The sequence below is a fragment of the Mycolicibacterium holsaticum DSM 44478 = JCM 12374 genome (assembly GCF_019645835.1).
Lineage (GTDB): Bacteria > Actinomycetota > Actinomycetes > Mycobacteriales > Mycobacteriaceae > Mycobacterium > Mycobacterium holsaticum.
In genome coordinates this window covers 1,900,776-1,913,524 of the sequence record NZ_CP080998.1, presented here as the reverse complement: position 1 = coordinate 1,913,524, position 12,749 = coordinate 1,900,776, and the positions used below count along the sequence as shown (strand labels likewise).

Sequence of the window (12,749 nt, the reverse complement as noted above, 5' to 3'; positions counted from 1 at the left end):
TGGGTGGCCTTACCCAACCTGACCCGCGACCAAGCCGTCGAGCGCGCCGCGCTCGTCACCGTCGACAGCTACCACATCGTCCTCGATGTCACCGACGGTGACGGTAAGCCCGGCGAGCGCACCTTCCGCTCCACCACCACCGTCGAGTTCGACGCGTTGCCCGGCGCCGAGACCTACATCGACATCGCGGCCGACACCGTCCGCAGCGCCACCCTCAACGACCGGCCCGTCGACGTGTCCGGATACGACGAGTCCACCGGCATCCCGCTCACCGCCCTCGACAAGCGCAACGTCCTCGTCGTCGACGCCGACTGCCGCTACTCCAACACCGGCGAGGGCCTGCACCGGTTCGTCGACCCCGTCGACGACGAGGTGTACCTGTATTCACAGTTCGAAACCGCCGACGCCAAGCGGATGTTCGCGTGTTTCGACCAGCCCGACCTCAAGGCCGCGTTCGACATCACCGTGACCGCCCCGTCGCACTGGCAGGTGGTGTCCAACGGCGCCACCCTGGCCGTCGAGGACGACGGAAACGCCAAGCGGCACCGCTTCGCCGCGACGCCGCGGATGAGCACCTACCTGGTCGCGTTGATCGCCGGGCCGTATGCGCGCTGGGATGACACCTACTCCGACGACCACGGCGACATCCCGCTCGGTCTGTTCTGCCGCAAGTCGCTGGCGCAGTTCATGGACGCCGACCGGCTGTTCACCGAAACCAAGCAGGGATTCTCCTTCTACCACAACAATTTTGGTGTTCCCTACGCGTTCGGCAAGTACGACCAGCTGTTCGTGCCCGAGTTCAACGCCGGGGCGATGGAGAACGCGGGCGCGGTGACCTTCCTCGAGGATTACGTGTTCCGCAGCAAGGTGACCCGGGCTTCCTACGAGCGTCGCGCAGAAACCGTGCTGCACGAGATGGCGCACATGTGGTTCGGCGACCTCGTCACCATGCAATGGTGGGACGACCTGTGGCTCAACGAGTCCTTCGCCACGTTCGCCTCGGTGCTGTGTCAGGCCAAGGCCACCGAGTACAGCGAGGCCTGGACCACGTTCGCCAACGTCGAGAAATCGTGGGCGTACCGCCAGGACCAGCTGCCCTCGACGCATCCGGTGGCCGCTGACATCCCCGACCTGGCCGCCGTCGAGGTCAACTTCGACGGCATCACCTACGCCAAGGGCGCCAGCGTGCTCAAACAGCTCGTCGCCTACGTCGGCCTGGAGGAGTTCCTGGCCGGGCTGCGGGATTACTTCCGCGACCACGCGTTCGGCAACGCCACGTTTGCCGATCTGCTCGGCGCGCTGGAGAAGGCGTCGGGCCGCGACCTGTCCGGCTGGGGCCGGCAGTGGCTCAAGACCACCGGGCTCAACACGCTGCGGCCCGAATTCGACGTGGATGCCGACGGCCGGTTCACCCGGTTCGCGATCACCCAGAGCGGTGCGCAGCCGGGCGCCGGTGAGACACGGGTGCACCGCCTGGCGGTCGGGGTCTACGACGACGACGGCACCGGCAAGTTGGTGCGCGTGCACCGCGAGGAGCTTGACGTCGAAGGTTCGGTCACCGACGTCGCTGCCCTGCAAGGGATTTCACGCGGAAAGTTCATCCTGGTCAACGACGACGACCTGACGTACTGCTCGCTGCGCCTGGACCCCGAATCGCTGCAGACCGTGCTGACCCGCATCGCCGACATCGCCGAACCGCTCCCCCGCACCCTGGTCTGGTCGGCGGCCTGGGAGATGACCCGTGACGCGGAGTTCACGGCCCGCGACTTCGTGGCGTTGGTCGGCGGGGGCGTGCAGGCGGAGACCGAGGTCGGGGTGGCGCAACGGCTGCTGCTGCAGGCGCAGACCGCCCTGAACTCCTACGCGGATCCCCAGTGGGCCAGCGATCAGGGCTGGCCCGAATTCGCCGACCGGCTGCTGGAGTTGGCCCGCGGCGCCGCGCCCGGCTCCGATCACCAGTTGGCCTTCGTCAACGCGTTGTGCGGCTCGGTTCTCAGCCCGCGCCACGTCGAGGTGCTGTCGGCGCTGCTGGACAGCGATCCGGCCGACAGCGGACTGCCCGGCCTCGACGTCGACACCGACCTGCGCTGGCGCGTCGTCACCGCACTGGCCGCAGCCGGCGGGGTGGACGCCGACGGGATGGAGACGCCGTTCATCGACGCCGAGGCACAACGGGATCCGACCGCGGCGGGTCAGCGGCACGCGATGGCCGCCGCGGCGGCCCGACCGGAGCTGGCGGTCAAGGAAGCGGCCTGGGAACAGGTCATCGAGGACGACACGCTGGCCAACATCACCGCCCGGTCGATCATCGGCGGGTTCGTCCAGCCGGGTCAGCAGGAGCTGCTGGAACCGTTCCGGGACAAGTACTTCGGTGCGATCTCCGGGGTGTGGCAGCGCCGTTCCAGCGAGGTCGCGCAGACGGTCGTCGTCGGGCTGTACCCGTCCTGGGACGTCAGCAAGGCCGGGTTGGACGCCGCCGACCGGTTCCTGGCCGACCCCGATGTGCCTCCGCCGCTGCGCCGTCTGGTGGTCGAGGGCCGCGCGGGCGTCGAACGCGCGCTGCGGGCACGCCAGTTCGACGCGAGCTAGGGAGCGCCCGACACGCCGGAGTTTTGCGGAACTTTCGCACGCTCGCACGGCATCCTCGGAAGGTGGCAGTCAATCGGAGCCGTCGGGCACGCGCTGCCCGCAAGCGCAAGCGTCGACTGAGCGCCGTCGACAACGACCTCACCGCCGACCAGTGGGCCGCGATCAAAGGCGCGTGGAGCGGCTGCGCCTACTGCGGCGCGACGGAGGGCCCACTGCAACGCGACTGCGTCATGGCGATCTCGCGCGGCGGCCGTTACACCGTCGACAACGTGGTGCCGGCGTGCGCGTCGTGCAATACCAGCAAGTGCAACGAAGAGGTCACCACGTGGATGCGCCGCAAACGCCTCGACGAGCGCAAGTTCCTGACGCGTTATGTCGAGATCCGCGCGGCGTTCGCCGCCGAGCGTGCGTAAAGCGAGGTCAGCGGGGCGAGACGCCTGCGCTCATCACCTCGACGGCCTTGATCAGGCCCTCCATCAGCTTGCCGTCCTTGAACGCTGCGGCGGCGGCGTTCACGCCCAGCGGCGCGGACTTCTCGATCCCGCGGCCCTTGACGTCGTTGCCGTACACCACCTCGATGGCGCGCTGGTTCGGCGAGACGGCCAGCAGGACCGCGTTGTCGGGGGTGGGCACCTTGGCCAGCATCTCGCGGGCGCCGGCGGCGGTGTCGGCGCCGAGATCACCGAGATAGACCGCGAAACGGGCCCTGGCCGCGCGGGAGCCGTACTTCAGCGCGTTGTCGAGAAAGACCAGGTCCTTGACCGGGAACGGGTAGCTCAGCGACAGCTCGCCGGGTTCGGTGACACCCGAGACGCGGCCGCTGCTCGTGACCACCCAGCCGAGCGGCAGGTTGCCGGGTTCAACGGTCGTGACTTCACCACTTGCCACTGGCGCCGCCTCCTATCGTCAACGGGTGTGACCCGTGACCACCATGGCCGTGGTCAGCGGGTTCGTCGGACGCCCACAAGATCGGTTCGTGCGTCCACTTCTCGGAAATCTGGTAGGTCGCCGGGTGTGGGCCTTTGCGCCGCCAGATCAGCGCGGCCAGCACAGCGGTCAGCCCGAGCGGCACCAGGATCACTATGGCGTATGAAGTTGCAGCGCTCACGTCGCAAACCGTATACCAGCCGCGATTACGCCGCGCCTTCACCCAGGTATCGCATCCATGACGGATCGAGTTCCTTCACGGTCGACAGCAGCCGCCAGTGCTGCCCCTTCGGCGGCAGCGGCGCCGAACGCAGCGTCCAGCCCAGCTCGCCGAGCAACCGGTCGGCCTTGCGGTGGTTGCACGTCGAACAGGCCGCCACGCAGTTCTCCCAGGAGTGCTCGCCGCCGCGACTGCGCGGCACCACGTGGTCGACGGTGTCGGCCTTGCCTCCGCAATAGGCGCAGCGAAACCGGTCGCGGTGCATCAACGCTGCCCGGGTCATCGGGACGCGGGCCCGGTAGGGCACCCGCACGTAGACCTTCAGCCGGATCACCGAGGGGACGACGATGGTGCGGGTCGCCGAGTGGATGACCGGCCCGCCCGGGTCGTCGTGCACGACGTCGGCTTTCCCGCACATCAGCATGATGACCGCCCGCCGCATGGGCAGAGCGGTCAACGGTTCGTAGGTGGAGTTCAGCAGCAGGACCCGGCGCCGCCCCCAGAAAGAGCCGTCGGTGCTACTCGGTGGATGGATGTCGACGCTGTGCAGGGCACGTGCTTGGGCGCGCGGTACTGCAACCCCGGATAGGCCCGATCGTCTGGACGGGCCTTTCTTGCGATGCGCCATACGTCCTCCGACGCACAGTAAACCCTGGTTTCGGCTCGATCGCACGGTCTTTCCTGCCGTGTTCGCAGCTCACCCCGACGAACAGGTGGTGACGACCGCCTGACCAGCCATATCCGGCGACAAGACACAATGGTGGCGTGACACAGCCCCAACTGTCCTTCTACGACCAGGTCGGTGGCCACGAGACGTTCCGCGCGATCGTCTCGCGGTTCTACCAGCTGGTGCGTGACGACGAGATCCTGTACCCGCTCTACCCCGAGGGCGACATGGACGGCGCCGAGGAGCGGCTGAGGATGTTCCTCGAGCAGTACTGGGGCGGGCCGCACACCTACTCCGACCGCCGGGGCCATCCGCGGCTACGGATGCGCCACGTCCCGTTCCGCATCGGGTACCTGGAACGCGACGCGTGGCTGCGCTGCATGCACACCGCGATCTCGGAGATCGATACCCAGACGCTCGACGACGCGCATCGCAAGCAGCTGCTGGACTACCTGGAAATGGCCGCCGACTCGTTGGTGAATTCGCCGTTCTGATGCCCGCACCGTGGTGGTCTTCGGCCGTCTTCTATCAGGTGTATCCGCGGTCGTTCCGCGACAGCGACGGCGACGGTGTCGGCGACCTCGACGGCGTCACGGCCCGGCTGGACCATCTGCAGCGGCTCGGCGTCGACGCGATCTGGCTCAACCCGGTGATGGTCTCGCCGATGGCCGACCACGGCTATGACGTGGCCGACGCGCGCGATGTGGATCCGCTGTTCGGCGGCCTGGGCGCGCTGGATCGGCTGATCGAGGCCGCCCATGACCGCGGCATCAAGATCACGATGGATCTGGTACCCAACCACACCAGCTCACAGCATCCGTGGTTTCAGGCGGCGCTGCGGGCCGGCCCGGGCGGCGCCGAGCGGGAACGCTACATCTTCCGCGACGGCGCCGGGACCGACGGCAACCAACCGCCGAACAACTGGGTGTCGATCTTCGGCGGGCCCGCGTGGACCCGCGTCGTGGCGCCCGACGGGAAACCCGGGCAGTGGTACCTGCATCTGTTCGACGCCGAACAACCCGACCTCAACTGGGACAACCCGGAGGTGTTCGAGGACCTCGAGAAGACGCTGCGGTTCTGGATGGAGCGCGGCGTGGACGGGTTCCGCATCGACGTCGCGCACGGCATGGCCAAGCCGCCGGGGCTGCCGGACATGGAGATCGCCAAGGCCGAAATGCTGTTGGCGGACATGGACAAGGACCCCCGCTTCAACAACGACGGTGTGCACGAGATCCACCGCCAGATCCGGCGGGTGTTCGACGATTACGCGCACGCCGTCGCGATCGGTGAGGTGTGGGTCTACGACAACGAGCAGTTCTCCCGCTACGTGCGTCCCGACGAACTGCACCTGGGTTTCAACTTCCGGCTACTGCGGGCCCGTTTCGACGCGACCGCGATTCGCGACGCGATCGAGAACTCCATGGCCGCTGCGGATCTGGTGGCTGCCACGCCCACCTGGACACTGTCGAATCACGATGTCGATCGCCCGCCGACCCGCTACGGCGGCGGGCCGGTCGGGCTGTCCCGGGCGTTGGCCATGACGCTGCTGATGCTGGCGCTGCCCGGCGCGGTCTTTATCTACAACGGCGAGGAACTCGGCCTGCCCAACGTCGACCTGCCCGACGAGGCGCTGCGTGACCCGATCTGGGAACGCTCGGGTCACACCCTGCGCGGACGCGACGCATGCCGGGTGCCGCTGCCGTGGGAAGGCGAGGCTCCGCCGTTCGGGTTCTCCACCAATGCCGATACGTGGCTGCCGATTCCGCCCGAGTGGGCGGCGCTGACGGTCGAGAAGCAGGTCGACGACCCCGAATCCACGCTGTCGTTCTTCGGTCGTGCCATCGAAATGCGCCGCATGCGAAGCGAATTCGAGGGTCGCACGGTTTCGTGGCTCGACTCCCCCGCCGATAGCGTGGCCTTTGCGCGCGACGGCGGCTTGGTGTGCGTACTCAACGCGGGCGACGCCGCCGTCGCGCTGCCCGATGGCGAGGTGCTGTTGGCCAGTGCCCCTTTGGTCGACGGCAAGCTGCCGCCCGACACCGCCGCCTGGCTGGTCTAGTTTCCGATTTTCCCTCGAGCAGACGAGAGATCGCGTGAAAACGCGCTCCGGTGCGGCCTTTTGCGGCTGCGCGCCGGAATCGGGCTCACGGATCTGTGGGAGGCAGCAGCATGTGCTGCCATGTCCGGCCCTCGGGCGCACTGCGCGCGAGGTTGGACTGCGTGTAGGTGCGGCCGTCGGATCCGACATAGGTGCCCGAGTTCGGGTCGTACTGCGCAATCGCTACCGGCGTCGGCGTTTCGGGGCGAGGTTGCGGAACGGACTGCCCGGACAACGTGGCGTTCGGGTCGCCCTTCCAGTTGTACCCGTCGTTGAGAGGCACGTAATCCTCTTCGCTCTCACACATTTTGGCTGTCGGAGCGCGCTTGCCGGGGCGGGCGGCGCAGGGCACGTTGCGCAGGCCGCGCACGTTGAACTGCGAGTCCTGTGGCACCCGGCAGTACAGATCACCGACGGGACGGTCGGGGTAGTCGACCTCGCTGGGTGCTCGTCGCTGTTGAGCCGGCAGATATCCGGTCATACAGGGTGGCGGGAGGTTGAGGTTCAGGTTGAACGACAGGTAAAGCCCGCGGTAGTCCTGTTTCGTGTCGCGGTTCGCCAGGCCGGCGCCTTGCAGGATCTCCAGCCCCGGTGGGGTCAGCACCAGGAGCTGTTCCAAGTTGGGTTGGTAGGTGACGGCCACGTCAGCGACGCTGACCAGGTTCGCCATCAAAACCGGCAGGGTCGGTTGCACGCGATCAAGCATGCTGCGAACCGCGTCGGCGGCGTCCGGACCGGTGTCCAAAATGCCGCGCAGCGCCGCGTCGTTCTCCTGCACCTGGCGGGTGATCTGCGCGGTGTTGGCGGCCCACGCCTGAATCGACTCCGAGGTGTCGATCTGGGTATCCAGAATCGGCTGAGACTCGTCGATCAGGGTGGTCAACGCGTCGAGGTTGTCGCGCGCATCGATGGCCAATGTGGTGCTGGATCTGACAATCCGGGACAGTTCGGGACCCAGACCGCCCACGGCGGTGAACGCTTCGTCAATGGCCGTCTTCAGGTTGTCGTGCGGAATCGCTTGCAGGCCTCGGTTGGTCGCACTCAGAAGCGCGTTGATGTCGGCAGGCACCGTTGTGCGGTCGACGGGAATCACGTCGCCGTTCTTCAGCATCGGGCCGCCATCGCTGCGCGGCACGAGCGCGATGAACTGTTCCCCCAGCGCCGTCTGGCTGTGCACGCGCGCATCCAGGTCGGCGGGTATGTCAATGCCGGTCTGCATGGTGAGGACGGCGTCCACGCCGGTCGGGCTCAACTGCACATCCTTGACGAGCCCGACTTCGGTGCCTCGGTAGGTGACGTTGGCATTGGCGTAAAGCCCGGCGGCGGCGGGCAGGTTCACGGTGACCTGGTACTGGCCGGCGCCGAAAAGAAGATTCGGCACTCTGAGATACGTCAATGCCATGGCGCCGCCGGCGAACAGGAAGATCACGGCAAAGAACACCAGCTGCAACTGGACTCGTCTGTTGAGATGCATGTTAAGGCCCCTGATCCCAGCGGTAAGGCGCCATCAGCGGGTTACTTGCCGTGTAGGGGCTGGGCAGCTGGCCGATGGTGCGACCCCATTGCAGTTCCAACTCCGTGAGGTCGCCCTCCCAGCGAGTTCCGGTGAACAAAGCCGAGTCCATCCGGCTGAGGGTCAGGTCCGCGACGACGGTCACGTTGGCGTAGTCGCCGCGCATCCACTTGGTCAGCGTGTCCTTCGGGAAGGGATAGGTGGTCAGTAGGTCGAGCGAACGCGTCAAGGCGGGCCCGGCGTTCGCAAGCGACTCGAGCACCGGGCCGAGGTCTTTGAGTTCCTGAACCAGCGCGGCGCGGGTTTGGTGGACCGAGTCGGCGGCCAGCGCGTTGAACTTGCCCAACTGATCGAATACCTCGACAAGGTTGTCGCGCTGGCTGTTGAGGACTGCCAGGCCATCTGGGATCGCTTCGAGCGCCTCGTCGACGACGGGTTGCTGCGCAGCGAACTGTCCGACGAGCCGGTTGAAACTTTCGGTGGCAGCGATGATGTCGCTGGTTTGATCGTTCGCCCGGTCCATGAACGTGTCCAGCTGCACCAGCAGGCTCCGCAGATCGTCTTCGCGGCCGGCGAATGCGGTGCTCAATGCCTTGGTGATGTCGTGAACCTGTCCGATTCCGCCGCCGTTGAGCAGCAGTGACGCCGCGGCGAGTGTCTGTTCGGTCGACGGATAAGCGCGGCCCGACGACAGGGGGATCACGGACCCTTGGCGCAGCCTGCCCTGTGGCGGCGTGTCGGTCGGCGGTGCGAGTTCGATGTGCAGCGATCCCAACAGGCTGGTCTGCCCGACCGAGATCGTGGCGTTGGCGGGGACGTTGACGTCGCCGTTGAGCCTGATCGTCACCAGGGCGTGCCAACCTTGTCGTTCGATCGTGGTGACCGTGCCGACGTTCACGTCGCCCACGCGGACGCGCGAATTCTGCTGAATGTTGTGCACATCGGGCATCTGCGCCTGGATCGTGAAGGAGCCCGGGCCACGACCTTGAGTGCCGGGCAGCGGAAGGGCGTTCAATCCACGCCAACCGCACCCGGACAACACTGTGCTCAACACGAGCGCTGCCGCCACACCGGCGGTTCGCCACCGTCGTGCCCGCGTCATGGTGCCGCCTCGGGCGGAACCATCATTCCGGGTAACCCGGCGCCCGGATCGGTTTGCCGCCCCGGTTGCTCCGCGCCCGGTATCGCCGCATCAGGCAAAGGGACCTCGGCGGGCAGGGGCGAGGAGTGATCCACCTGCGGTATCGGTTGGGGTGGAACGTAATCCGGCCGCATCCAGTCCTCGCTGTAGGTGACTTCGTTGGGACGTACGCTGGCGCCGACGAATGGGTTGAGCCCGAGCGGCAGAAAGTTGTACTGGCGGTTCTTCACGATCGGCGCCAGATACTGCACACACAGTTTCGACGACTGTTCAGCGTTCAGCCGTGATGCGGCCTGTATCGCGCCGCACAGAAAGGTGATGGGATCGCTGAAGTTGTTGGCCGACAACGCTCCGCTGAGGGTGCCCTGGGCGGGTTGATACGAGTTGATCAGGTTGGCCTGTCCCGTGGGAGCGGCGTGCAGGAACTGCTTGATGTCGTCGATGCTGTCGACCAGCACCTGGGACACTGACGCCAACTTCTCCGACGTCGTGCCGATACTTTCGCGGTTGTCGGCAACGAACGTTTTCACCTCGCCAAGGACAGAATTCATGTCCTCGATGGCGTGCGCCACTTCGCCGGGGTCGTCGGCCAGCAGTCCCGTGACAGACGCAAGGTTCCTGTTGAGCTGTCGTATCAGCACCGTACTGTCCTGCAACGCCGACACCAGCGAAGACAGATTCTTGACGCTGGTGAACATGTCGTCGCTGTGATCACCGAGAGACGACAGCGCCTGCGAAAGTTTGATGATCGCATCGCGAATCGCCGGTCCCTGCCCCCTCAGGTTCTCAGCCGTGGTGTTGACGAAAGAGCCCAGGGTGCTGACACCACCTGCTTCGGTGGGCTCCAGCGCCTCGGTGAGCCGTTCGAGTTGACCGCGGAAGTCGTCCCACTCCATCGGTACCGCAGTGCGGTCTTCACCGATCACCGCATCGTCGGGCAGGGTCGGGCCTGACCGATACGGCGGGGTGAGCTGAATTGACCTTGCTGTCACCAGTGTTGGCGACAGAATCACTGCCTTGACGTCGGCCGGAACGGGATAGGAGCCATCCACCCAGAACGTGATCTTCACCGTCGTGGGTTGCGGTTCGATGGCGTCGATCTTGCCGACAGTGACGCCTCGGATCCGGACGTCATCGCCGACGAAGACGCCGTTGCTGTTCTGGAAGTACGCCACCACACGGGTGCGGTTCGTCTCCCGCGCGGACCCAATCAACAGGGCCGCCGCGCCGACCAGGGAAACAATCAAGGCCATGATTACGCCGATACGCGTGTGTGCCCTGCTCATCGGTCACCCTGCCCGGAAGCGTGTTCGGCCGACGGCTGCGCCGGAGGCCCTGGCGGCGGTCCGCCCGGTGGCGGCGGCGGTAGCGGCTCGCGGTACGGATAGCGCGGATCACCGGGTTTACCGGTGATGGCGTCGGGCAGATGTAGCCGCGGCTCGCCGCCCTGCCCGGTGCGCGGAAAGGGCACCGGCAACGCCGGCGTGCCGGGCTGGCCGACCTGCGGATCGGTACGCTCCGAGGGCGCAAGCACGTTCGGATCCAAACCCAAGTCGGAGAAGGCGGCATCGACGAACGGTTGTACGAACTGACCGGGCAACAAGTTGGCGACGTAGGCGTTGAAGAACGGCCCGGAGCTCACCGATTCGCTGAGCGCCATCACGTACGCGGACAGGCCGCGGAATGCTTCCCGCACTTCGGCTTTGCGGTTGTCGATTGTTGCGAGCACTCCGTTCAACTTGTCGAGCGCCGGTTTCATGGTCGACCGGTTCTCGGTGATGAACCCGAGAATCTGATCGGCCAGTGCCGAGATGTTGCCGGAGATCTGGTCCAGTGCAGCGCTTTGGCTTTGCAGTTGCACAAGCATGGCGTTGGTGTCGGAGATGAGCCCCACGATCTGGTCGGTACGCCCAGCCAACACCCCGGTGGCCTTGCGGGCGTTCGCCAGTAGCTCACGCAGGTGTGTGTCGCGTCGGTTGAGGGTTTCGGAGAACCGGGCGACGCCGTCGACCGCGACCTTCAGCTGCGGTGGGGTGTCGCGCAATGTATCGCTCAGTGTCCGCAACGAATCGGATAACTGGCCGGTGTCCAGGCCGCTGATGGTCGCCGTCAGGTCGCCGATGGCGTCGGGAAGCTGGTAGGGCGAGGTGGTCCGCTCGATCGGGATGGTGCCGGACAATCGGCCATCCCCGCGCGGCGTAATCCCGACAACTTTGTTACCCAGCAGGCCGATTGTCTTGATGGCGGCCTCGGTTCGCTCCCCTAGCCGGATGTTGTCAGCGACGGAGAAGGTGACCAGCACGCCGTCGGGTTTGAGTTCGATCCTGCGCACCTGCCCAGCGCGAAAGCCCGATACCTGCACTGGGGCGCCGGTCGTCAGACCGCCCGCCTCGTCGAAGTACGCGGAGTACGTCGTGTCGGAGGTGAGGAACGGCAGCTTGTTGAAGTTGAAGGCACCGACGGCGATGAGTGCGACCGAGGTCAGCGCGACGGCGCCGATGGTGATCGGGTTGCGTTCCCTGAAGGGCTTCATCGTGGGGTGCACCTGCCTGTGGATTGACTGGCGACTTTGACGTAAACAGGCTGGCCGCCTTTACCGTTCAACTTCAGAACCACTTCACACATGTAAAAGCTGAAGAAGTCGCCGTAGATCGCCTGTCTGCCCAGCACGCGGTAGGCGTCCGGAAGTGTCGTGAGCAGGTCGTCGAAGTACTCGTGATCGGCCAGCACGGTTCCTGCCGTACGGTCGGTTTCGGTAACCACCTTCTTGAGTGGCTCACGGGCCTCGGCGAGCAGGCCGGCAATACTGCGGGCGCCCTCGTTGGCGTGCGCCATCCCAGTGCTGATGTCCTGCTTGCGCTTCTCGAGCCCGTGCACGAGCTCCGACAGCGAGTCCACAGCCTTGTCGAACTTGTCGGTGTGATCGCCGAGAGAACCCAGCACCGTATTCAGGTTGACGACGACCTGTCCGATCAGTTCGTCCCGATCGGCCAGCGTGTTGGTCAGTGCAGCGGTCTGGGTGAGAATCGACCCGATCGTGGGCCCCTGCCCCTCAAACGCCGAGATCAGCTGGCCCGCCAACGCATTTACTTGATCGGGTTCCAACGCTCGAAACAGCGGCCGGAATCCACCGATCAACGCGTCGAGATCGAGTGCCGGCGCGGTCTGGGTCATCGGGATCGTGTCACCAGGGATGAGCTTCCTGGTTCCACCGGCGCCGTCCTCCAACGACAAATAGCGTCCTCCGATCAGGTTGTCGTATCGGATGACTGCCCGGCTGCCCTCCGTCAAGATCACGGATTCGTCGGCACTGAATTCGACCAACGCGGTGGAATCATCCTGGATCGCAATGTGTTTCACTTTGCCGACCTCGACGCCGGCGATGCGGACGAAGTTGCCGTTCTCCAGCCCGGTCACCGCGCTGAAGGAGGCGTGGTAGGTGCTCTCCTCCTGGAACCTGAGCTGCGCGAAGATGGCGATCAGGCCGAAAGCGCCCAACGCGCACACAACGAAGAAGATTGCCAGGCGGATCAGAAGCCCGGACATACTACGTCGCAAGGCGATTCACCTCTTCCAAATGGTGCTGACTGAGCA

12 protein-coding genes are annotated in these 12,749 nt (G+C 65.8%); 4 read left to right on the top strand and 8 right to left on the bottom strand.

All coding sequences use genetic code 11. The features are described 5' to 3' along the window. Positions 1 to 3: 3 nt before the first annotated feature. Both pepN and K3U96_RS09230 read left to right on the top strand, forming a co-directional pair. The gene (pepN, locus tag K3U96_RS09235; RefSeq protein WP_220692794.1) at positions 4 to 2,589 is read left to right on the top strand and encodes an aminopeptidase N; all 2,586 of its coding nucleotides are present in this window, start codon (positions 4 to 6) and stop codon (positions 2,587 to 2,589) included. A gap of 62 nt (positions 2,590 to 2,651) precedes the next feature. Continuing rightward, on the top strand, positions 2,652 to 3,002 hold the full coding sequence (locus tag K3U96_RS09230; RefSeq protein ID WP_069403859.1) for an HNH endonuclease: 351 nt from the start codon (positions 2,652 to 2,654) through the stop codon (positions 3,000 to 3,002). Positions 3,003 to 3,009: 7 nt separating this feature from the next. Here K3U96_RS09230 and K3U96_RS09225 read toward each other — a convergent pair whose 3' ends face one another. From K3U96_RS09225 to K3U96_RS09215, 3 genes are read right to left on the bottom strand one after another with little or no spacing between them, the layout of a single operon-like run. Next, positions 3,010 to 3,477: a DUF5130 domain-containing protein gene (locus K3U96_RS09225; RefSeq protein ID WP_069403858.1), complete on the bottom strand. Its 468-nt coding sequence runs from the start codon at positions 3,475 to 3,477 to the stop codon at positions 3,010 to 3,012. After that, positions 3,464 to 3,697 (bottom strand): aa3-type cytochrome oxidase subunit CtaJ, encoded by a 234-nt coding sequence (gene ctaJ, locus K3U96_RS09220; RefSeq protein ID WP_084222929.1) that lies wholly within the window; start codon positions 3,695 to 3,697, stop codon positions 3,464 to 3,466. The genes K3U96_RS09225 and ctaJ overlap by 14 nt, the downstream gene beginning before the upstream one ends. Positions 3,698 to 3,722: 25 nt before the next feature. Continuing rightward, positions 3,723 to 4,364, bottom strand: coding sequence for an HNH endonuclease (locus K3U96_RS09215; protein WP_220692793.1), 642 nt, complete (start codon positions 4,362 to 4,364; stop codon positions 3,723 to 3,725). A gap of 137 nt (positions 4,365 to 4,501) precedes the next feature. Between K3U96_RS09215 and K3U96_RS09210 the strand changes: the two genes are divergently transcribed. Beyond that, a complete protein-coding gene (locus K3U96_RS09210; RefSeq protein ID WP_069403856.1) occupies positions 4,502 to 4,897 on the top strand; it encodes a globin in 396 nt (131 codons plus the stop codon). Beyond that, the gene (locus tag K3U96_RS09205) at positions 4,897 to 6,462 is read left to right on the top strand and encodes a glycoside hydrolase family 13 protein (RefSeq protein WP_220692792.1); all 1,566 of its coding nucleotides are present in this window, start codon (positions 4,897 to 4,899) and stop codon (positions 6,460 to 6,462) included. Before K3U96_RS09210 ends, K3U96_RS09205 begins: the two co-directional genes overlap by 1 nt. Positions 6,463 to 6,547: 85 nt before the next feature. On the opposite strand, the gene K3U96_RS09200 is transcribed toward K3U96_RS09205, so the two are convergent. The 5 genes from K3U96_RS09200 to K3U96_RS09180 are packed head-to-tail and all read right to left on the bottom strand — an operon-like array spanning position 6,548 to position 12,701. Further along, entirely contained in the window at positions 6,548 to 7,975 is a 1,428-nt protein-coding gene (locus K3U96_RS09200; RefSeq protein ID WP_220692791.1) for an MCE family protein, read from the bottom strand. A 1-nt stretch (position 7,976) separates the two neighbouring features. After that, positions 7,977 to 9,116, bottom strand: a complete 1,140-nt coding sequence (locus K3U96_RS09195) for a virulence factor Mce family protein (protein ID WP_069403853.1) — start codon at positions 9,114 to 9,116, stop codon at positions 7,977 to 7,979. After that, the gene (locus tag K3U96_RS09190; protein ID WP_372515074.1) at positions 9,113 to 10,408 is read right to left on the bottom strand and encodes an MCE family protein; all 1,296 of its coding nucleotides are present in this window, start codon (positions 10,406 to 10,408) and stop codon (positions 9,113 to 9,115) included. The genes K3U96_RS09195 and K3U96_RS09190 overlap by 4 nt, the downstream gene beginning before the upstream one ends. A 29-nt stretch (positions 10,409 to 10,437) precedes the next feature. Further along, positions 10,438 to 11,688 carry an MCE family protein gene (locus K3U96_RS09185; RefSeq protein WP_220692789.1) on the bottom strand — a complete coding sequence of 417 codons (1,251 nt, stop codon included), beginning with the start codon at positions 11,686 to 11,688 and terminating at the stop codon, positions 10,438 to 10,440. After that, positions 11,685 to 12,701 carry an MCE family protein gene (locus K3U96_RS09180; RefSeq protein WP_220692788.1) on the bottom strand — a complete coding sequence of 339 codons (1,017 nt, stop codon included), beginning with the start codon at positions 12,699 to 12,701 and terminating at the stop codon, positions 11,685 to 11,687. Before K3U96_RS09180 ends, K3U96_RS09185 begins: the two co-directional genes overlap by 4 nt. Positions 12,702 to 12,749 lie beyond the last annotated feature (48 nt).

Coding starts and splice junctions, on each gene's coding strand:
- K3U96_RS09215 (WP_220692793.1), bottom strand. CDS start 4,364: ATGGCGCATCGCAAGAAAGGCCCGTCCAGACGATCGGGCCTATCCGGG.
- K3U96_RS09205 (WP_220692792.1), top strand. CDS start 4,897: ATGCCCGCACCGTGGTGGTCTTCGGCCGTCTTCTATCAGGTGTATCCG.
- K3U96_RS09200 (WP_220692791.1), bottom strand. CDS start 7,975: ATGCATCTCAACAGACGAGTCCAGTTGCAGCTGGTGTTCTTTGCCGTG.
- K3U96_RS09195 (WP_069403853.1), bottom strand. CDS start 9,116: ATGACGCGGGCACGACGGTGGCGAACCGCCGGTGTGGCGGCAGCGCTC.
- K3U96_RS09190 (WP_372515074.1), bottom strand. CDS start 10,408: ATGGCCTTGATTGTTTCCCTGGTCGGCGCGGCGGCCCTGTTGATTGGG.
- K3U96_RS09185 (WP_220692789.1), bottom strand. CDS start 11,688: ATGAAGCCCTTCAGGGAACGCAACCCGATCACCATCGGCGCCGTCGCG.
- K3U96_RS09180 (WP_220692788.1), bottom strand. CDS start 12,701: ATGTCCGGGCTTCTGATCCGCCTGGCAATCTTCTTCGTTGTGTGCGCG.